The sequence below is a fragment of the Tamlana crocina genome, assembly GCA_040429635.1.
Taxonomy (GTDB): Bacteria; Bacteroidota; Bacteroidia; order Flavobacteriales; family Flavobacteriaceae; genus Flavisericum; species Flavisericum crocinum.
Genome location: CP158972.1, coordinates 1,398,931 through 1,419,107 on the forward strand (window position 1 = coordinate 1,398,931; position 20,177 = coordinate 1,419,107).

Sequence of the window (20,177 nt, forward strand, 5' to 3'; positions counted from 1 at the left end):
ATTTTCGAGAAACAAATATATGGTTTCTCTAATGTACTATGAATTTTGAGGGGGTGTTTTAACAATAGCGTGAGTTATTTTTATTTATACCCTATTTTTTTAAGGATTATTTTAAAAAAAGATGATTATTTTGTTTGATTACTGAAAAATTGTTAACATAAATTTGAAGTGTTTGTGGTTTAATTCCCTCGGCTGTTTTATTTTTGCTTAACAATTCATTTTCAAAACTTTTAATAGAAAAAATAAGGAATGTCTACATTAAGATTTCATGCCATAAAAGAGACTTACGCCTATAAACCGCAAGTTGTTGAAGAGAAAGAACGTAGGTCGCAACTGTTCGGGAATAATGTGTTTAACGAACAGACCATGCGCCAATATTTAACCAAAGATGCGTTTGAAAGGGTAACCGATGCCGTCTATTTTGGGAAGAAAATAGATCGTGGCATTGCCGATCAAGTGGCCTCGTCCATGAAAGACTGGGCGCTTTCAAAAGGGGTAACGCACTATACGCACTGGTTTCAGCCTTTAACCGGAGCAACGGCCGAAAAGCATGATGCCTTTTTTGAAACCTCTGGGGATGGAATGGCGATTGAAATGTTTGGTGGCGGACAATTAGTACAACAAGAACCCGATGCGTCAAGCTTCCCTAGTGGAGGCATCCGTAACACGTTCGAGGCGCGCGGTTATACGGCTTGGGATCCTACTTCACCGGCATTTATTTACGGAACAACCCTTTGTATTCCCACTATTTTTGTGGCTTATACAGGCGAGGCTTTAGATTATAAAACACCACTTTTAAGGGCTTTGCATGCTGTTGATGCCGCAGCCACCGATGTTTGCAAATATTTCGATAAAAACGTAAAGAAGGTAACCTCCTCTTTAGGGTGGGAGCAGGAGTATTTTTTGGTCGATAAAATGTTGGCTACCAGTCGGCCAGATATTAATTTAACAGGCCGTACGCTGTTGGGGCACTCGTCGGCAAAAGGGCAGCAGCTCGACGACCATTATTTTGGGTCTATCCCGAGCAGGGCACTCAATTTTATGCGCGATTTGGAAAACGAATGCATGTTGTTGGGCATTCCCGCCAAAACTAGACATAACGAAGTGGCACCCAATCAGTTCGAATTGGCGCCTATTTATGAAGAAGCCAATTTGGCCGTCGATCATAATTCATTATTAATGGACATTATGGGGCGTGTGGCCTCCCGACATAATTTTAAAGTGCTGTTGCACGAAAAGCCCTTTGCGGGCATCAATGGATCGGGGAAGCACAATAACTGGTCGTTGACTACCGATACGGGAATCAATTTATTGGCACCCGGAAAAACTCCTATGAGCAACCTTCAGTTTTTAACCTTTTTTATCAACACTATTAAGGCGGTGCACCAGCACGAAGCACTTTTGCGTGCAGCTGTAGCGTCGGCTAGTAACGATCATCGATTGGGGGCCAACGAAGCGCCTCCTGCAATCATTTCGGTGTTTATTGGCGACCAATTAACTAAGGTATTGGAAGAATTGGAAGGCGTTACCAAAGGCAAATTGTCACCAAAGGAGAAAACAGAACTTAAGCTTAATGTAGTTGGGAAAATCCCAGATGTGTTGTTGGATAATACCGACCGCAACCGCACCTCGCCATTTGCATTCACGGGTAATAAATTTGAGTTTAGGGCGGTAGGTTCGTCGGCAAATTGTGGCGACCCGATGACGGTTTTAAACACCATCGTGGCCAAACAGTTAAAGGATTTTAAAGAAGAAGTAGATGTGCTGATCGATAAAAAAGGCTTGAAAAAGGACGAAGCTGTTTTTAATGTGTTGCGTGAGTATATAAAGTCGACAAAAGCCATTTTGTTTGAAGGAAACGGTTACGGAAAAGAATGGGAAGATGAAGCAAAAAAACGAGGGCTCAGCAACAACAAAACCACTCCAGAGGCTTTAAAGGCAAAAGTATCGAAGCAAACCATCGCCTTATTTGAAGAAATGGGCGTAATGAGTAAAATAGAAACCGAAGCCCGCTACGAAATCGAGATTGAGTCGTACATAAAACACGTTCAAATTGAAAGTAGGGTGTTGGGCGATATTGCTCGAAACCATATTGTGCCCACCGCTGTGAAGTATCAGAATGTATTGATAGAGAACGTAAAGGGCTTAAAAGAAATATTCGATAAAAACTTTACTTCGGTTTCAAAGGAACAAATAAAGTTAATCGAGGAAATTTCAAGTCATATTGAAGGTATTAATGCCAATGTTACCAAAATGATTGACGAACGCCGTGAAGCAAACGCCATTGAAAATATTGAAGAAAGAGCCATGGCGTACTGTAATCAGGTGAAAGCCTTGTTTGAAAAGATTCGTTACCATTGCGATAAATTGGAGCTTTTGGTGGACGATGAGCTTTGGCCGCTCACTAAATACAGAGAACTGTTATTTACTAGATAGTTAAAAAATCCTGCCTTAAAAAAGCAGGATTTTTTCATTCAAAAAACTACCTTTGCACCACAATTCAACATTATGGGTCAAGAGGTATCAAAACGTTACGCCCAACGCGGCGTGTCGGCATCAAAAGAAGATGTTCACAGTGCAATTAAAAATATTGATAAAGGATTGTTTCCTAAAGCATTCTGTAAAATCGTTCCGGATTATTTATCGAATGATGACGATTATTGCTTGATTATGCATGCCGACGGAGCTGGCACCAAGTCATCTTTGGCCTATATGTATTGGAAGGAAACGGGCGATGTTTCTGTTTGGAAAGGTATCGCCCAAGATGCCTTGATTATGAATATCGACGATTTGCTTTGTGTGGGGGCTACCGATAATATTATGCTGTCTTCAACCATTGGGCGGAACAAAAATTTAATTCCCGGTGAAGTCATTTCGGCAATCATCAACGGTACTGAAGAGCTTATTTCAGAATTGAAAAGCTTTGGCGTAACCATTCATTCCACAGGTGGAGAAACGGCCGATGTAGGCGATTTGGTGCGTACTATTATTGTCGATTCTACCGTTACCGCCCGAATGAAACGTAGCGATGTTATTGACAATGCCAACATTAAAGCTGGCGACGTTATTGTTGGTTTGGAAAGCTTTGGACAAGCCACTTACGAAAAAGAATACAATGGCGGTATGGGCAGTAATGGGTTAACCTCTGCGCGCCACGATGTATTCAGTAAATATTTGGCCGAGAAATATCCAGAAAGTTATGATGCCGCTGTGCCTGAAGATTTAGTGTATTCTGGAAATGTGAAATTGACCGATGCGGTAGAAGACGCTCCGATTGATGCCGGAAAATTGGTGCTGTCGCCAACACGTACTTATGCGCCCATCATCAAAAAAATCCTTTCAAAATTTAATAGTGATACTGTTCATGGAATGGTGCACTGTTCGGGTGGTGCGCAAACCAAGATTCTTCATTTTGTAGATCAGTTCCATATTGTAAAAGATAATATGTTTCCTATTCCACCGTTGTTCAAATTAATCCAGCAACAATCAAAAACCGATTGGAAGGAAATGTACCAAGTGTTTAATTGCGGGCACAGAATGGAATTGTACGTAACGCCAGAAATTGCCGAGGAAATTATTGAAATATCAAAATCCTTTAATGTTAACGCAAAAATTATTGGTAGGGTGGAAGCTTCAAAAGAAAAAAAGCTCACAATAAAATCGGAGTTTGGTGAGTTTAATTATTAATTATTCCAAATTTTAGCTAAAATGGAATGGTTGTTGATTAGAATGTAAATTTTTAAAACAAACCAACAAATTATGAAATATACGTTTTTAGCATTGCTGTGCTTCGTTTTTCATTCTGTCTATGCGCAACCCGATTCTCTATTCATTAAAAAAGTTGAAGAAAAATATACTGGCCCGCAATGGGTTCAAAAAAATAAAGCTACGGTCGATTTAAGTGAGGTAGCTTTTGTTAATTGGAATTCCGGGGGAACCAATTCCATTTCCGGACTTTTAGGGTTGGAGTCTTCTGCCAATTATTCCGATCTGTTTTTTTCTTGGAGAAATAACGTGGTTGTTCGCTATGGAATCAATAAACAGGAGTCTCAAGAATTGAGAAAAACCGATGATTTGTTTGAACTTAATTCCAATCTTGGCTATAACCCAAATACGGGCTCGCACTGGTTTTATTCAGCCCGATTGAATTTTAGAACCCAGTTAGCCAATGGATATAAATACCCCAACAAAGATGAGCCTATTTCCAGATTGATGGCTCCGGGTTACCTGTTTTTTGGTGGAGGAATGGAGTATGGCAAAGATTTGGATAAAGTATCGTTATATTTTTCGCCATTAACCTTAAAGGCTACTTTTGTTTTGGATGAAGATTTAGCCAATTCAGGTGCATTTGGGGTTACGCCTGCCGTTCTGGATGTTAACGGCAATGTGATTGTTCCGGGAGAGCGCGTTAGAAAAGAGGTTGGTATTTTGCTTACCAATAGCTACGAAATGGAAGTGGTGGAAAATATTGTTTTAAAAAACCAAATGAGTTTGTATTCCGATTACGTTAATAACTTCGGAAATGTGGATATCGATTGGCGCTTGGATTTCGATTTTAAAGTGAACCAATTTGTTAGGGCTACTTTTGGTTCCCACATTAGATATGACGACGATATTAAAACCCAAGTGCCATCGCAAACCGAAGAAGGTGAGTTTGATGAAGCTGGCGCCAAAGTGCAGTGGAAACAGTTTTTGGGCGTTGGTTTTGCCGTAGATTTTTAACTTGTTTCTGATTTCTTTTAAGAAAAGTAAATAATCAAAGAATTTGTTTGGGAGAGATTTAATTGTGTTTATTTTCGCATGCAAAATCAGTCCCAATCAATGATAGTTCCGCAGGTGGATACCGCTAAAATATTTTGCACAATATTTATCCTTCTTTTTTTTGGAAATGTTGCAAGGGCACAGAAATCAATAACTTCGCGAATACTTGATTTTGAAAAAAATGATGTGGTTGAAGATGTTTCCGTACGAATACAAAATACCGATAAGGGAACTTATTCCAATCAAGATGGTTTCTTCACGCTAGATGGCGTTGCTGACGATGATGTGCTCGTCTTTTCTAAAATAGGCTATACAACACAGCAGGTTCGTGCTGGAGATTTAAAAAACGATGTTTATTTATTTCGAGAAGTCAGTGCTTTAAAGGAGGTCGTGCTGAGGAGTTTTTCGAGTAGCCAATTAAAAAGGGTAGTGCCGGATCAAATTTATTTGTCGCAAAACGATATAGAAAAGTTGCCTTTTGTATTGGGTGAAAAAGACGTTATCAAATTAATACAATATACTCCTGGGGTGCAACAGGCTTCCGAGGGCCAGTCTGGGCTTTTGGTTAGAGGCGGCAATGCCAGTATGAATTTAACCTTGTTGGATAATATATACTTGCACAACACCGCTCATTTGGGAGGGCTTTTTTCAGCTGTAAATTCAGATTTTTTAAATTCCTTGGAGTTTTCCAAAGCAGGTTTTGATGCAGCATACGGAGGGCGCTTGTCTTCAGTGACCGATTTAAAAACTTTAAAGCAGCCCGATACAACGCATTTTCAGGGAAGTATAGGTTTATTGTCTGCAAAATTAACGGGAAATATAAAGCTTAACAAAAAAAATAGTTTATTGCTTTCGGGAAGAAGGACCTATCTTGAAATTTTCAAGCCTTTTTTCGATGATGAAAATTCGATTTTGGGAAAGAAAAAGAATTATTTTTTATACGACTTTTTGGCCAAGCATGATTCAGAACTTTCGGAAAAGAGTACCCTTCAAACTACTTTATATTTGACTTCAGATGACTTTAAAGATCTAACAAAAGGTCGTAACAGAAGGCTTAGTTGGGGTAATTTGTTGTTGGGAACCACTTTTAAGTACTGGGTTGGGGACGGTCTTAGCTCCCAGACAACAATGTCGCTCAGTAACTATAAAATATCTTTTTCAGATAATGATTTTCCGTATAACTATAATGCACATAGTTCTTTTAATGTTTTTGGTGTAAAACATCATTTTTTATGGGATAAGGAAAATTATGTTCTAAAAATAGGCGCAGAGTATAATAAAAATGAAGTGCTTCCAAAAAAAGTAGCAGCCAATATTCAAGGCTCTCCTTTTGAAATTTTAAACCAAGAAACTTACAATTATGATGATGCAAGTGTATTTGGTGATGTAGAGTTTGCCGTTTGTGATAAATTAGAGGCTAAAATGGGCTTGAGACTAACCTCTTATATAACAAAAGAAAATGCGCTGGTAGGGGAGGAGGAGTTTTTTAGCTTCGAACCTAGGGTTAGCTTTAAGTATAGTTTGTTAAACAACCAAGTGCTTAAGGTTAGTTACCATAGGTTAGCACAGTTTGTACACCAGGCATCGGTTGGTGCATTTAGTTTACCAGCAGATTTTTTCGTGGTGAGTACAGAAGCCGTAAAACCGCAATTTGTAAACCAGTTTAGTTTGGGGCACTCTTACGAAAAAAACAGTTTGCAATTAAATGGGGCATTGTATTTTAAACGGGTTTCCAATTACACGGAATTTGAAAATGGCTCTTTGAATAATCTGCTTTCAAACAATCTTTATGACGATATTTTAACAGGGCATTTTAATTCTTATGGTTTTGAAGCCAGTTTAAACAAAAAGATAAATAAGTTAACGGCACAGGCTTCGGTCACATTGTCTAAAACCATTGCGAAATTTGATGAAATAAATCAAGGCAATTATTTTTCAGCGACGTTCGATAGGCCTGTAAATATTAGTGCTATAGCGCACTATGCCTTAAGCGATAGGATAGAGCTGGGGGCATTGTTTATTTTTACAAGTGGGCAAAATTATACAAGACCACAGGATATTAGGATTGTAAACGAAAGGCCAATAATAAATTTTGAAGCTAAAAATGCTTCGAGATTTCCTAATTACCACCGTTTGGATCTGTCGTGTACTTATTCGTTTAAACCGAAAGGGCGATGGAACTCAAAATTGAACTTAACCCTGTACAATGCCTATAACAACAAAAACTTGTTTCAGACTTCATTTTCAACAGAAGGAAATGTAGACGATTCGTATATTGAAATTAAAGAAAACAGAGATTATCTCTTTCCTTTTTTGCCAACAGTTAATTGGTTGTTTTCTTTTTAAAGTGATGTGTTTATGAACAGAATCTTTTTTGTGTTTTTGCTGATGGGGTGTACGGTTGTAGAGCCCCATACGTTAAAACCCGATAGACTTACCGTTGAAGGGCAGATACAAGAGGGTAAATTTGCCGAGATAAATTTAACTAACGGTTTGGCGTTTAAAGGCGTTATTGATTCGTTAGAGGTGGCAAGGTCTATCGAATCTAAAGCAAAAGTGGTACTTTCTGATGGAGAAGTCTCAGAGGTGTTGACACTGAAGCGGGACGATTCTAGGTTTCCGTTTTTGTATTACAGAAGTAATCTTATTAAGGGTGAATTAGGGAGAAACTACTCTTTAACGGTTAAGATAAGGGGTAAGGAGTTTTTATCCCAAACTAAGGTTCCCGAAAAAGCGAATGTGCCTGGCATGGAGTTTATTGAATGGACTGAAGACGGAGTGAAAGACCCAAACTCGCGAAGCATAAAATTGACCATAGCTAATCCGCAGGAGGGAAAGAATAGATATTTTAAAATTTTAATAAAAAAAGAGGTAGAAGAGAACTTTGAGTATGCCAAGCCCTTCATCGTTAATACAGAGAACATTTCTACTGAAACATTTCCTGTTATAGTATCTTACATTAAGCTTGATGATGAAGGTAAAAAGGTAAACCAAATGACTTTAGGAGAGGTAATTGAGCTTAAAATTATAGCAATTACCAAAGAGCAGTTCGATTTTTGGAAGTCTGTAAAAGGTGATGAAACTAGTGTTTTGGAAGGCACATCTTTTACAGATCGAGTGTCAACTAATATCAGTAATGGAGCTTTTGGGTATTGGTCTGGCGAGAATACGGTATCCTTTAAATTTAAGGTGGAGTAACATGCAAAAAGCCAACTTGACATCAAGTTGGCTTTTAGGAATATAGGCTTTATTTTTCTTTTTTATTCAACATCTGCAAAAAGCGCTTCGTATGCATCAAATACAGATTCGAATTTGTTTTCGGTTGAAGTAAAAGAACCATCAAAGTAGGTTTCAAAATCGCTACTGGTTTCATCTCCAAACAAAAATCTCGCATTAACAATATCCTCGGTTACCTCGGTTTCTTCATATTGCTGTGTGCTTTGGTTGTACACGAAATGTGTATAGGTGTCTTGATCTTTGTAAAATTCCAAAGAAGCTACAGATTTATTGTTTACGCTTAATACAGCAGAGGTGTTGTTGTTCAATAGGTCAATTTGCTCGTCTATGGTCAGGTCTTGGTCAGAATCAAGTCCTGTGTCATTAGCGGTCACCATTAATTTTGCGTTTAAAAATATCAATGAAAGTGAGGCGTTGTCAACAACATCTTCAGCGTTTTTGTCTTCAATGTTTTCTTCATCATTAAAGTTCCCGTTAACTGTGTAGTTGTAACCTATGATGCTTTCGTTATCGATTTTCACATCAAAAGCTTGCTCGATTGTTGTATTATTGGTGTTATTGAACGAGGTGTTAAAAATAAACGCACCAATAGTTGTGGTGTTGTTAATGCTAACAGGCATTAATTTACCGTTGTTGAACAAGGCTGTAAATTCTTGTGTGAAAACGGTGTTGTTGTTGATTTTTAGGTTCGCTTTTGCTAGCGTAGGTACTTCGGTTTCGTTGTCTCCACTTCCAGCAACGGTAGTACTAAAATCAGTAAAACTGAATACGGCTGTATTCCCGTTGTATGAAATATTGTAAACAATGTCGTCGCTTTCTCCGGTTTTATCGAAATCTTCAGTTTCGCTGTTCCATTGGTAAACGCCCTTTTCGGCTTCAAAATCGTCTGCTAAAGGCGTTTCTGCTACAAGTGCTACAGCCTGTTTTGCGTTTAGAACCGAAAGCCCATTTTTAGATGCTTTGGCTCCTGATAGGTTGGAGATGGTATTTAATGATGTTTTTTTGAATCCTCCAGGTTTAGAGGCGTTTGGTGAACTTAGGTATTCCGCCAGTTCAACAATATCGTTTAAGGCATCGTCGTTTTTGAAATCTTCTACCTTGTTCAATAAGGCAATACTGTTGTCTTCTAGCTGTGTTTTGCCTTCTTCAACGCTTAAAGATCCGTTGATTTCGTCGTTTGTTTTGTTGTCTTTGCTGCAGGAAAAGTTAAGAAATAGGGCTGAGCATAAAACTAATGCATAGGTTTTTTTCATAATTTGTAATTAAATATTAATGGAGTAAATATACGTGTTTTGGACAAAATGAGTAAGTAAAGTTGTATTTTGAGTAGTTAAATTCGTATGTCTCACAAAATGAATAGATTATAGAAAGATGCTTTTTTGTGTGATTCCGGTGAATTATTAAAAATATCTATTTGTTCATTTAAGGTTTAGGGCTATTGTAAGTTATAGTGTGTTTCTAAAATTTGTTAACATGTTGATTGTTGATAATTTTTATATGTTTGATTTATAGTGTTTTGTGTTTTTTAATTGAAAACTTCATGATTTTTGTCATGTTTTAAATTGTATCTTTATGATTAATTTATTGTGTTAATTAATCTAAAAATACAGTTTGTCAATGAAAGCAGAACTTGCCAACACTTCACTTAAAACCTACACCCAAGATGAAGCCTTCAATGCTTCGCTGGAATATTTTAAAAATGATGATTTAGCGGCGCGTGTTTGGTTAAATAAATATGCGTTGAAAGATTCCGATGGAAATCTTTACGAGCTTACCCCCAACGATATGCACCGGCGTATAGCCAAAGAAATCGCGAGGGTGGAGGCCAAATACGCCAATCCGTTTACCGAAGACGAGATTTTCGATTTAATAAAGGATTTTAAATACATCGTGCCACAGGGCAGTCCCATGGCTGGTATTGGCAACCCGTACCAAATTGCATCGCTTTCAAACTGTTTTGTTATCGGTAATTCAGGTGAATCCGATTCCTATGGTGGCATCATGAAAATTGACCAAGAGCAAGTGCAGCTAATGAAACGCCGAGGCGGTGTGGGCCACGATTTGTCGCACATTCGCCCCAAAGGGTCGGCGGTAAAAAATTCGGCATTAACGTCAACAGGCATTGTGCCGTTTATGGAGCGCTATTCCAATTCCACTCGCGAAGTGGCTCAAGACGGTCGCCGTGGTGCATTGATGCTGTCGGTATCCATTAACCACCCCGATTCTGAAGATTTCATCAACGCCAAATTGGAACAGGGTAAAGTAACGGGAGCCAATGTTTCCGTTCGCATTGACAACCATTTTATGAAAGCCGTTAAAAATAACGGAGATTACATTCAAAAATATCCTATTTTTAGTGACAACCCGAAGGTGTCGAAAACCATCGAAGCCACTTCACTTTGGAAAAAAATAGTGCATAACGCTTGGAAATCGGCCGAGCCCGGAATTTTGTTTTGGGACACTATTATCAATGAATCGGTGCCCGATTGTTATGCCGATTTGGGGTATAAAACGGTATCGACAAATCCGTGTGGCGAGATTCCGTTATGTCCTTACGATTCTTGCCGATTGTTGGCGATAAACTTGTTTTCGTATGTAGAAAACCCATTTACCGAACAGGCCGAATTTAATTTCGAATTGTTTAAAAAACACGTGGCTGCCGCGCAACGCATCATGGACGACATCATCGATTTGGAATTGGAAAAAATCGATAAAATATTAGAGAAAATTGATGCCGACCCAGAAATGGATGAGGTGAAGTCGATTGAGCGTAATCTTTGGGTAAATATTCAAAAGAAAGCAAAAGAAGGCCGCAGAACAGGCGTTGGCATCACCGGAGAAGGGGATATGTTGGCTGCGCTTGGTATTCGGTACGGTAGTAAAAAAGGAAATGCTTTTTCGTTAGAAGTACATAAAACATTGGCCATTGCAGCGTACCGTGCTTCGGTGCATTTGGCTAAAGAGCGCGGAGCTTTTGGTGTTTTTGATGCCGAACGCGAAAAAAACAATCCGTTTATCAACCGATTAAAGGAAGCTGATAACCAACTGTATTATGAAATGCTGGAATACGGTCGCCGTAATATTGCATTATTGACCATTGCGCCTACCGGAACCACCAGTTTAATGACCCAAACCACATCGGGCATTGAACCTGTTTTTATGCCAGTGTATAAAAGACGTCGAAAAGTAAATCCCAACGATAAAGATGTGCGTGTGGATTTTGTTGATGAGGTTGGCGATTCTTGGGAAGAATATGTGGTGTTCCATCATCGATTTAAGCAATGGATGGAAGTGAACAACATTGATACTTCGAAAAACTATGCGCAGGAAGAACTTGACTCGCTGATTAAAAAATCACCTTATTATAAAGCGACTTCCAACGATGTAGATTGGTTGAGCAAAGTGAGCATGCAGGGCGCCATTCAAAAATGGGTGGACCATTCCATTAGTGTGACCATCAATTTACCAAGTGATGTTTCCGAAGAATTGGTGGGAGAATTGTATTTAAAGGCTTGGGAAGTAGGTTGTAAAGGTGTAACGGTGTACCGCGATGGGTCGCGCTCGGGGGTGTTGATTTCTAACGAAGAAAAAAAGGAAGAGCCTGCAGAAGAAACTTTAACCACTTTTCCGACTAAGCGTCCACAAATTTTGGAAGCCGACGTAGTGCGTTTTCAGAATAATAAGGAAAAATGGATTGCTTTTATCGGTTTGATTGACGGTAAACCTTATGAAATTTTTACCGGTTTGGCCGATGATGAGGATGGTATTTTAATTCCACGTTGGGCCAATAACGGATTGATTATCAAAAACAGAAATGAAGACGGCACGAAGCGTTACGATTTTCAATATAAAAATAAAAGAGGCTACAAAACCACTATTGAAGGGCTGTCGCATAAATTCAACCCCGAATATTGGAACTATGCCAAACTGATTTCGAGTACGCTCCGCCATGGCATGCCTATCGATAAAATTGTTGATTTAATTAACAGTTTGCAGCTCGACAGCGAGTCCATAAACACCTGGAAAAACGGTGTGGGCAGGGCTTTAAAACGTTATGTGGAAGATGGTACCCAAGCCAAAGGGCAGCACTGCGACAACTGTAAATCTGAAAACTTAATTTATCAAGAAGGCTGTTTAACCTGTAAGGATTGCGGGTCTTCAAAATGTGGGTAAATGTATTCCCTTGGAGAAGGATATCTTATATAACAAATAAGGAGGCTATTTCGCTTCCTTTTTTTGTAGTTCAAAATTAGATAGGAATTTGTCAATTTTCAGCAAATAATTCCTGCATGGTAAATTCATAAATTATCGTATTTTTGATTCCCAATAAAAAAGGCAGATGTTAGAGAAATTACAAATAATAAAACAGCGTTTTGATGAGGTTAGCGATTTGATTATCCAGCCGGATATCATTTCAGACCAAAAGCGTTATATCGAGTTGAATAGGGAGTACAAAGACCTTCGGTTGTTGATGGATAAGCGCGAACAATACGTTGAACTGACCAATAATTTGGCCGAGGCTGAAGAAATTATTTCGGACGGCAGTGATGCCGAAATGGTGGAAATGGCCAAAATGCAGTATGATGAAGCTAAAGAGGGTATTCCAAAACTGGAAGAAGAAATAAAAGTGCTTTTAATACCCAAAGATCCTGAAGATGCTAAAAATGCCGTAGTGGAACTACGTGCCGGGACCGGTGGAGACGAGGCCAGTATTTTTGCGGGCGATTTGTTTAGAATGTACACAAAATACTGCGAAAGTAAAGGTTGGCGCGTAGATACGGTCGATTTTAGCGAGGGTACCAACGGTGGATTTAAGGAAATTCAGTTTGAAGTATCGGGTGAAGACGTTTATGGCACATTAAAATTCGAAGCTGGTGTGCACCGTGTACAACGTGTACCACAAACCGAAACCCAAGGGCGTGTGCATACTAGTGCCGCAACGGTAATGGTGTTTCCGGAAGCCGAAGAGTTTGATGTGGAGATCAACCCCAAAGATGTTCGTATCGATTATTTCTGTTCTTCGGGGCCAGGCGGGCAGTCGGTAAACACTACGTATTCGGCGGTGCGTTTAACGCACATTCCAACAGGATTGGTGGCACAGTGTCAAGATCAAAAATCGCAACATAAAAATAAAGAAAAAGCCTTTAAGGTACTGCGTTCGCGTTTGTATGATTTAGAGCTGGCCAAAAAACAAGAGCAAGATGCCGCCAAACGTGGTAGCATGGTAAGCAGTGGCGATAGAAGTGCTAAAATTAGAACCTATAACTACCCGCAAGGCCGTGTAACCGACCACAGAATAGGGCTGACGCTTTACGATTTATCGAATATTGTAAATGGCGATATCCAAAAAATAATAGACGAATTGCAATTGGCCGAAAACACCGAAAAGTTAAAAGCTAACGACGATACTATTTAAGCCGAAAATGAATTCCTGCGAAAGCAGGAATCTTTTTATCGTTTTATGAAGAGATTGTGTTTGTACATAAATATCCTTTTTATTTTACCGATTGCAGTTACGGCACAAGTTACTGAGGGCGATAATAAAGAGGATTTGGGGTTTCGGCAAGAACTAAAAAAAACGTTCATTGAAGGGCCGAGTAAAGAAGATTGTTTAGATAAAATCTTAAATTTTGAAAGTGAATTTCTTGCCGATCTAAAAGTATTGGAAGGCTACTCATGGGATGAAGATAGGTTTACAGCTCGGTTGGAAATATCGGACGATAAGCGAGTTTATGTAGAGTTGGTACCTTATAACTTTGAGTGTGAAGTGCGCAAAACGGCTACATTCGTTGTACCAAGAAATTTTGGTTTTATTGATCATAAAAATGAAATTATTAGTGATTTACTATGGATTTCAAAACTTATCTGCAGTGATAAGGAGTTCGAAAAAATTAAAAGGATTTTAACAGAAGCTAATGCAATGGCAGAGCCTCAAAACGAAATGTTTATATTTTTGTATCCAAAGTTTGAGGAAAATGGTTTTGATGAAAAAGAAGTATTGAATACTTTTTTCGCTTTTTTTCAAAAGGAATTAGATTCAAATAGATATACAATTATTTATAATTAAAAAATGACCACAACCGAACTCATCAACCAAATCCGTAAAAAAAAATCCTTTCTCTGCATTGGGCTGGATGTCGATTTAAATAAAATTCCGCAGCACCTTTTAAAAGAGGAAGATCCTATTTTTGCATTCAATAAAGCCATTATTGATGCGACGCACCATTTGTGTGTAGCTTACAAGCCCAACACGGCATTTTATGAAGCTTACGGATTAAAAGGTTGGAAAGCGCTCGAAAAAACCATAAAATATCTCAACGAAAAATATCCTGAAATTTTTACGATTGCAGATGCCAAACGCGGAGATATTGGCAATACAAGCACCATGTACGCGCAAGCCTTTTTTGAAGATTTAGCATTCGATTCGGTTACCGTAGCGCCTTATATGGGTAAGGATTCGGTGGAGCCGTTTTTAGCTTTTAAAGACAAACATACCATCCTTTTGGCACTGACTTCCAATGCCGGGGCGTTCGATTTTCAAACAAAAACCGTTGAGGGAAAAGAATTGTACAAACAAGTTTTGGAAACCTCTAAAACTTGGAAAAATGCCGAAAACTTAATGTACGTGGTCGGGGCAACCAAAGCGGAATATTTAGCCGAGATCAGAAATATTATTCCAGATAGCTTTTTGTTAGTTCCAGGGGTGGGCGCGCAAGGCGGAAATTTACAGGACGTTTGTAAGTATGGCATGAACGAAAATGTTGGGCTCTTGATTAATTCTTCACGAGGTATCATTTACGCTTCCAGCGGCGAAGATTTTGCTGCAGCCGCGGCAAGCAAAGCGGAAGCACTGCAAAAGGAAATGGCCGTTGAGTTAGGCTAACTTTTAACGGAAAAAAGCATTGGTAACAGTTAACGATCAAATTGGGCGAGTATTACGTTTTGAAAAGCTTCCCAAGCGAATCGTTTCGTTAGTGCCCAGCCAAACGGAGTTGTTGTGCGATTTAGGTTTGGAGCATCAAGTGGTTGGGGTCACTAAATTTTGTGTTCATCCTGGTCATATAAAAGGTCAATCGACCATCGTTGGTGGTACGAAGCAAATTCATTTAGATAAAATCCGTGAATTACAGCCTGATATAATCCTTTGTAATAAAGAGGAAAATACCAAAGCCATTGTCGAGGCTTGCGAAAACATTTGTCCTGTTCATGTTTCCGATATTTTTACCGTTGATGACAGTATCGAATTGATAAAACAATACGGAGCATTGTTTGATAGGCAGACGAAAGCGGAAGAAATTACTCTGGCTATTCGGAAAAAATTAGATGGGTTCAACCGTTTCATTGAAACCTATCCCTTTAAAAAAGTAGCTTACTTTATTTGGAAAAACCCGTGGATGGTTGCCGGGAATAATACTTTTATAAACCACTTATTGAAACTCAATAAATTTGGAAATGTGTACGGTCACTTAGCCCGGTACCCGGAAATTACATTGACAGACTCTGCTCCAAATACCGAAGTAGACTTGGTTTTGTTATCCTCAGAGCCCTTTCCGTTTTCCGAAAGGCATATAAACGAGGTGCAAAAGTATTTCCCCAATGCTAACGTACATTTGGTAGATGGCGAAATGTTTTCGTGGTATGGCTCTAGATTAACAGAGGCTTTTGGTTATTTTGAAAGGCTGCATAGAAATCTTTAGAGAAGAATTTATTAATGATAAGTTCAGCAGGAAGGTGGTGTTTTATTTGTTGAACGCAGGGCTTTTTGAATATCGTTAGCGCGAATGGGCTTAACTAAATATCCCTTTATGTCTTCAATCGATTTGGCTTTCTTTCGGTCTTTGGCATCAACCGAAGAAGTAATTATAAATACTGCAGGATGGTAATTGTGGTTTTTATTTAGGTTTTGTAGAAGTTGTAAAAAATGCCAACCATCAACAATGGGCATGTTTAAATCTAGTAAAATGGTTTCAGGCAGCATTTCTAAGTTGTTTATATTTTCAGAAATGTAATTATAAGCCTGTTTACCATTTTCGAACATTAAAATATCATTGACATGGTAACCCACATTTTGAAGCAGTTTGTTGGTTATTTTCCTAAACAATAAATTATCGTCAATAATGGCTATTTTACTCATGTTGCAGTTTAATTCTAACTATGGTTCCTTTGTTCACTTTGCTGAATAAATCTACTTGTCCGTTAAGCCTCGAAACGTACAATTTTAAATAATAAAGCCCATATCCGCTGGACGATTTGCTGGCTTTATGGAAGCGTTTTCCTTTTTTAAAAATTTCGTCTTTATGTAAAGAGGCGTCAAACCCAATGCCATTGTCTTTATATAGAATATAAAAATTGTTTCGAGCTCTATAGGTCGAAATATTTATTTTTAGCTCATCGGTCGTTTTTTTGAATTTGAATGAATTGGTAATAAGGTTGTTGAAAATATTGTTGATATAGCTTTTGGGCAATTCTATGTCGGCTTCAATTTTTGAATGGAAAATCGTGTTATCTGGTTTTAAATATTCCAGCTCTTGGTAGATATTCTCTAGACTTTTAGAAAGTGTTATTTTGTTCGGGAATTGGTTGTCAATATCCCCAATAAATTTGTGGTAATTAATCAATGCGTTTAATCCATAATTGAGATTTTCAACATTGGTTACATACATACTCTCCAATTCAGGGATATTTACGTCGTTGTTTCTCGCCGAATCTTTATAATAAGAATAAAGTTCTTTCAGGGCAATTATGGGCTCTCTTAAATTGTGTGAGGTAATCGAGGCAAAATCTTCCAAATACAGGTTTTTTTCATTCAATTCTTCAACAAGCAATCTCAGCCTTTTATTGGTTTCTTCAATCTTTTTTGATTTTTGGGAAATGTCTTTGTAGTAATCAATAAACTTAAACGAATAAAGAAACATGCTAATGAATATCGAAAAGTTTAAGAATAGGAATATAAAGTATTCGCCAGCAGTGATGTTTATGAAATTTAAAAATGTCAGGACAGATACGGTTGTGGTCACTATTATCGGTCCCAAGAAGAATAACGGAAAGTAATAAAATGGGTGTGATTGGTTAAATGGAAGGTGTTTAAGTTGTAAACGGCTTATTTTTTTAACCAGCAGTAATTCAAAAATAGAAATTGAGTTTATAAAGAATAAGATTGAGGTGTTCCAGCTTAAAGTCCTAAAGCCTAAAATGTTTTTAAATATATCGCCTTTGTTGAATAAATAGTAAAAAATGGCGAAGGAAGAAATGATGTAGGTTATGGAGTTTAAGCATAAAAAAATATTATTTCTATCTTTAAACTTCACTAAATAAAGTGAAGTATATATCAAAATAAACATAACAATAGTTATGAGAGACGATGGAGACAAAATTTCAACTTCAGAAATTTCAAAAAAGGTGTAGCCCAGTTGAATGGCTTGTAAAGATAGTCCGGATACAAATAATATTTTAAAGGAGCCTTCTTTGTTAATGAGGTATAGCGCAGCCAATATAATGAAGCTTATACTGGTAACCACTTTCATGGTAGCGTCAGGGTTTATGCTGTGCCCGGTAAAAAAGTTCTCGGTTTGATGGGTGAACCAAGAGTACACGTTGATTGCAGAAGTTAATGCCGTAATAAGTGCTGTAAACTTATAAGACAGAAACGTGTTGGGCTCTATATATTTCTTAAGTGTTTTCAACATTTATTATCGTAATTTACTTGAAAAATTACGATAATATAGTAGTATAAACAAGAAAATTCTCTAATAAAATTAATTTTGAGAGCATATTCTTGCTTATGTGGGATGTTGACGATATATTTTGTTAGTGACAGATTGTTGTGATTGCCAAATAACCTAAAAACTAAGACAGTTGACCAACTTCCTTGAATTCAACCTTGCTAACATCGTCAACAAAATGAGCAATTCTTCGTTCTAAATCTTTTAAACTTACCAACTTGTTGAGATTGGGTTTAATCTTTCCTACTTTGCAAAAATGTGTATTCATAACGTTCCTTTTTATATGTAAAATACGTATAAACGTCTTATTTAGACGTGATTGGAATGTTAAGGAATTGATAAAAGTTAAATTGTAACTTTTTGAGGATCTCGATAGAGGTATTTCAGCTTATTTAATTTATTAAGAAGCTTAATGGCCTTGTACTCAGAAATGTCGCTAAGCGCCGAATCGGTTTGCCTAAAATTATAGGCTTGCTCAACTAAATTCTTGTACTGTTGGTTTAATTTGTCTTGGCGGGTTTTTATTGGGTCTGTATAATCCATGATTATCTGAATAACAATAACTTAAATATACATTTTTTTGCTGAAATCCAAAAGCCGCCCTTTTCTTTTTTCAATCCATCAGGCGGAATCCTCCTTTAAACTGGGAAAGTTCCTTGAAAAAAAAGTTATTAACATAAAAAAAAACGAACGCAAAAGCCTCCGGTTTTCAGTTTAATTAATCTAGTATTTTTAGTCCTGCAAAGCGAAAACCTTTCGTAATAAATCGGTGGTTCTGGAAGATACTTTGGTTCTGATTTCTTTTTCTTCAATGGCAATCATGGTATAAACGCCTTCAAGCGCTTCGCCAGTTACGTAATCGGTTAAATCTGGGTTAACGTTGTTTGTAAACGGAATGCTATTATAACGAGTTATGAGATTGTTCCAGATTTCATCGGCTCCAACCTTACTGAATGAGTTTTTTATCACTGGGTTAAATTTGTCGTAAAGCGCCGTTTGTGTTTTATTGGTCAAATATTGTGTGGCGGCATTATCGCTTCCTAAAAGAATATTTTTGGCATCGGCAAAGGTGATGCCTTTTACGGCGTCAACAAAAATAGGAGCGGCTTCCTTAACGGCGTCTTCGGCAGCTCGGTTCAGTACTTTTAAACCCTCGTCGGCCAAGTTGCTTAGCCCGATATCTCGCAGTGCTTTATCTACTTTTTGTAGTTCTTCGGGCAGTAGTATTTTAACTAATTCGTTTTTATAAAATCCATCGGTTTGCATCAGTTTGGTCACTTGTTTGTCTATACCAAAATCCAACGCTTGTCGCAGTCCGGAAGCAATTTGGTCGTTCCCAATGGTTTCCCCTTGAGGCAATTGGCTTACCACTTGTTGAAGTTCGGCACAGGCCGTAAGATTAAAAACAATAATAACAGCAAATAGTTTTCGGATCATGATTTTGGGTTTTAATGAGTGAAATATTATTTAGGAAAAGATAACTGTTTTATTGTTGTAAACCATCACTTTTCTGTTGGAATGCAGTTTAACGGCATTGGCCAAAACGATTTTTTCGAGGTCACGGCCTTTGGTTATTAAATCGGAAATGGAATGGGCATGTGTAACCCGTGTTACATCCTGTTCAATAATGGGGCCTGCATCCAATTCTTCGGTAACATAATGGCTGGTAGCACCAATGATTTTTACACCGCGTTTGTATGCCGAATGGTATGGCTTGGCGCCCACGAAAGCGGGTAGGAACGAGTGGTGGATGTTAATAATCTTATTTGGGTATTTGTCAATAAGCTTGCTGGAAACAATCTGCATGTATCTGGCCAAAACAATAAAATCGATTTGATGTTTTTCCAGCAGTTCCAGTTGCTTGTTTTCGGCAGCTTCTTTGGTGTCTTTGGTTACCGGTATGTGGTGAAACGGAATATTGAAACTATCGGCTATGGGTTTTAAAGTATCGTGGTTACTGATAATGAAAGGGATTTCAAGATTAAGCTCGCCAGAGTTGTAGCGCCCTAAAAGGTCGTACAAGCAATGGTCGTACTTAGAAATAAAAAGCGCCATTTTGGGCTTTCTTTCCGAAGAATAGATACGCCATTTCATTTTAAAACGCTCGGCGATATTGGCTTTAAATTCAGCTTTAAAAACTTCGGTATTAAATGAATCCGAACCAAATTCACTTTCCAAACGCATAAAAAAGATGTTTTGTTCACGGTCCACATGTTGGTCTATGTAAACAATATTTCCTTGGTTGCCTGCAATGAAATTGGTGACCGAAGCAATAATGTAAGGGCGGTCTTTGCAGTGTATTAAAATGGTTATTTTATTCATGAAACTTCTAAGCTTTATGGGCTAAAAATAATGTAAAAATAAGTTAGGATAGGATTTGGGAAATAATTTTGGATAATTTTTTGTGTACCTGTTCTTTTTTTGAATATTTCGTAAATTGCAATAATAATATTCAAT

17 protein-coding genes are annotated in these 20,177 nt (G+C 37.9%); 10 read left to right on the forward strand and 7 right to left on the reverse strand.

What is annotated here, in order from left to right:
• The first annotated feature begins 249 nt into the window (after positions 1–249).
• The 5 genes from ABI125_06275 to ABI125_06295 all read left to right on the forward strand — a co-directional run bounded on the left by ABI125_06275 (position 250) and on the right by ABI125_06295 (position 7,959).
• The gene (locus tag ABI125_06275) at positions 250–2,436 is read left to right on the forward strand and encodes a glutamine synthetase III (GenBank protein ID XCF07459.1); all 2,187 of its coding nucleotides are present in this window, start codon (positions 250–252) and stop codon (positions 2,434–2,436) included.
• 72 nt (positions 2,437–2,508) lie between these two features.
• Positions 2,509–3,687, forward strand: coding sequence for an AIR synthase related protein (locus tag ABI125_06280; GenBank protein XCF07460.1), 1,179 nt, complete (start codon positions 2,509–2,511; stop codon positions 3,685–3,687).
• Positions 3,688–3,759: 72 nt separating this feature from the next.
• Entirely contained in the window at positions 3,760–4,722 is a 963-nt protein-coding gene (locus ABI125_06285; GenBank protein XCF07461.1) for a DUF3078 domain-containing protein, read from the forward strand.
• A gap of 99 nt (positions 4,723–4,821) precedes the next feature.
• Positions 4,822–7,107, forward strand: coding sequence for a TonB-dependent receptor (locus tag ABI125_06290; protein ID XCF07462.1), 2,286 nt, complete (start codon positions 4,822–4,824; stop codon positions 7,105–7,107).
• Between the two features lie 12 nt (positions 7,108–7,119).
• Positions 7,120–7,959, forward strand: a complete 840-nt coding sequence (locus ABI125_06295; GenBank protein ID XCF07463.1) for a DUF4249 family protein — start codon at positions 7,120–7,122, stop codon at positions 7,957–7,959.
• Between the two features lie 62 nt (positions 7,960–8,021).
• Here ABI125_06295 and ABI125_06300 read toward each other — a convergent pair whose 3' ends face one another.
• Complete coding sequence (locus ABI125_06300; GenBank protein XCF07464.1) at positions 8,022–9,251, reverse strand: hypothetical protein; 1,230 nt, start codon at positions 9,249–9,251, stop codon at positions 8,022–8,024.
• 364 nt (positions 9,252–9,615) lie between these two features.
• Here ABI125_06300 and ABI125_06305 point away from each other — a divergent pair, with 364 nt between their 5' ends.
• The 5 genes from ABI125_06305 to ABI125_06325 all read left to right on the forward strand — a co-directional run bounded on the left by ABI125_06305 (position 9,616) and on the right by ABI125_06325 (position 15,695).
• A complete protein-coding gene (locus tag ABI125_06305) occupies positions 9,616–12,171 on the forward strand; it encodes an adenosylcobalamin-dependent ribonucleoside-diphosphate reductase (protein ID XCF07465.1) in 2,556 nt (851 codons plus the stop codon).
• A gap of 166 nt (positions 12,172–12,337) precedes the next feature.
• Positions 12,338–13,414: a peptide chain release factor 1 gene (prfA, locus tag ABI125_06310; protein ID XCF07466.1), complete on the forward strand. Its 1,077-nt coding sequence runs from the start codon at positions 12,338–12,340 to the stop codon at positions 13,412–13,414.
• Positions 13,415–13,474: 60 nt separating this feature from the next.
• On the forward strand, positions 13,475–14,065 hold the full coding sequence (locus ABI125_06315; GenBank protein XCF07467.1) for a hypothetical protein: 591 nt from the start codon (positions 13,475–13,477) through the stop codon (positions 14,063–14,065).
• Between the two features lie 3 nt (positions 14,066–14,068).
• On the forward strand, positions 14,069–14,881 hold the full coding sequence (pyrF, locus tag ABI125_06320) for an orotidine-5'-phosphate decarboxylase (GenBank protein ID XCF07468.1): 813 nt from the start codon (positions 14,069–14,071) through the stop codon (positions 14,879–14,881).
• A 19-nt stretch (positions 14,882–14,900) separates the two neighbouring features.
• On the forward strand, positions 14,901–15,695 hold the full coding sequence (locus tag ABI125_06325) for a helical backbone metal receptor (GenBank protein XCF07469.1): 795 nt from the start codon (positions 14,901–14,903) through the stop codon (positions 15,693–15,695).
• Positions 15,696–15,718: 23 nt separating this feature from the next.
• Here ABI125_06325 and ABI125_06330 read toward each other — a convergent pair whose 3' ends face one another.
• The 6 genes from ABI125_06330 to purU form a co-directional block, all read right to left on the reverse strand.
• Entirely contained in the window at positions 15,719–16,132 is a 414-nt protein-coding gene (locus ABI125_06330) for a response regulator (protein XCF07470.1), read from the reverse strand.
• On the reverse strand, positions 16,125–17,684 hold the full coding sequence (locus ABI125_06335; protein ID XCF07471.1) for a HAMP domain-containing sensor histidine kinase: 1,560 nt from the start codon (positions 17,682–17,684) through the stop codon (positions 16,125–16,127). The genes ABI125_06330 and ABI125_06335 overlap by 8 nt, the downstream gene beginning before the upstream one ends.
• A 160-nt stretch (positions 17,685–17,844) precedes the next feature.
• Positions 17,845–17,988, reverse strand: a complete 144-nt coding sequence (locus ABI125_06340; protein XCF07472.1) for a hypothetical protein — start codon at positions 17,986–17,988, stop codon at positions 17,845–17,847.
• 77 nt (positions 17,989–18,065) lie between these two features.
• On the reverse strand, positions 18,066–18,263 hold the full coding sequence (locus tag ABI125_06345) for a Lacal_2735 family protein (GenBank protein ID XCF07473.1): 198 nt from the start codon (positions 18,261–18,263) through the stop codon (positions 18,066–18,068).
• Between the two features lie 189 nt (positions 18,264–18,452).
• A complete protein-coding gene (locus tag ABI125_06350; GenBank protein ID XCF07474.1) occupies positions 18,453–19,157 on the reverse strand; it encodes a DUF4197 domain-containing protein in 705 nt (234 codons plus the stop codon).
• A 30-nt stretch (positions 19,158–19,187) separates the two neighbouring features.
• Positions 19,188–20,042 (reverse strand): formyltetrahydrofolate deformylase, encoded by an 855-nt coding sequence (purU, locus tag ABI125_06355; protein XCF07475.1) that lies wholly within the window; start codon positions 20,040–20,042, stop codon positions 19,188–19,190.
• Between the last annotated feature and the right edge of the window lie 135 nt (positions 20,043–20,177).

Bases quoted from the DNA above. Each gene is read 5' to 3' on its own strand.
- ABI125_06275 (XCF07459.1), top strand. From the start codon at position 250: ATGTCTACATTAAGATTTCATGCCATAAAAGAGACTTACGCCTATAAA.
- ABI125_06280 (XCF07460.1), top strand. From the start codon at position 2,509: ATGGGTCAAGAGGTATCAAAACGTTACGCCCAACGCGGCGTGTCGGCA.
- ABI125_06285 (XCF07461.1), top strand. From the start codon at position 3,760: ATGAAATATACGTTTTTAGCATTGCTGTGCTTCGTTTTTCATTCTGTC.
- ABI125_06290 (XCF07462.1), top strand. From the start codon at position 4,822: ATGATAGTTCCGCAGGTGGATACCGCTAAAATATTTTGCACAATATTT.
- ABI125_06295 (XCF07463.1), top strand. From the start codon at position 7,120: ATGAACAGAATCTTTTTTGTGTTTTTGCTGATGGGGTGTACGGTTGTA.
- ABI125_06300 (XCF07464.1), bottom strand. From the start codon at position 9,251: ATGAAAAAAACCTATGCATTAGTTTTATGCTCAGCCCTATTTCTTAAC.
- ABI125_06305 (XCF07465.1), top strand. From the start codon at position 9,616: ATGAAAGCAGAACTTGCCAACACTTCACTTAAAACCTACACCCAAGAT.
- prfA (XCF07466.1), top strand. From the start codon at position 12,338: ATGTTAGAGAAATTACAAATAATAAAACAGCGTTTTGATGAGGTTAGC.
- pyrF (XCF07468.1), top strand. From the start codon at position 14,069: ATGACCACAACCGAACTCATCAACCAAATCCGTAAAAAAAAATCCTTT.
- ABI125_06330 (XCF07470.1), bottom strand. From the start codon at position 16,132: ATGAGTAAAATAGCCATTATTGACGATAATTTATTGTTTAGGAAAATA.
- ABI125_06335 (XCF07471.1), bottom strand. From the start codon at position 17,684: ATGTTGAAAACACTTAAGAAATATATAGAGCCCAACACGTTTCTGTCT.
- ABI125_06340 (XCF07472.1), bottom strand. From the start codon at position 17,988: ATGAATACACATTTTTGCAAAGTAGGAAAGATTAAACCCAATCTCAAC.
- ABI125_06345 (XCF07473.1), bottom strand. From the start codon at position 18,263: ATGGATTATACAGACCCAATAAAAACCCGCCAAGACAAATTAAACCAA.
- ABI125_06350 (XCF07474.1), bottom strand. From the start codon at position 19,157: ATGATCCGAAAACTATTTGCTGTTATTATTGTTTTTAATCTTACGGCC.
- purU (XCF07475.1), bottom strand. From the start codon at position 20,042: ATGAATAAAATAACCATTTTAATACACTGCAAAGACCGCCCTTACATT.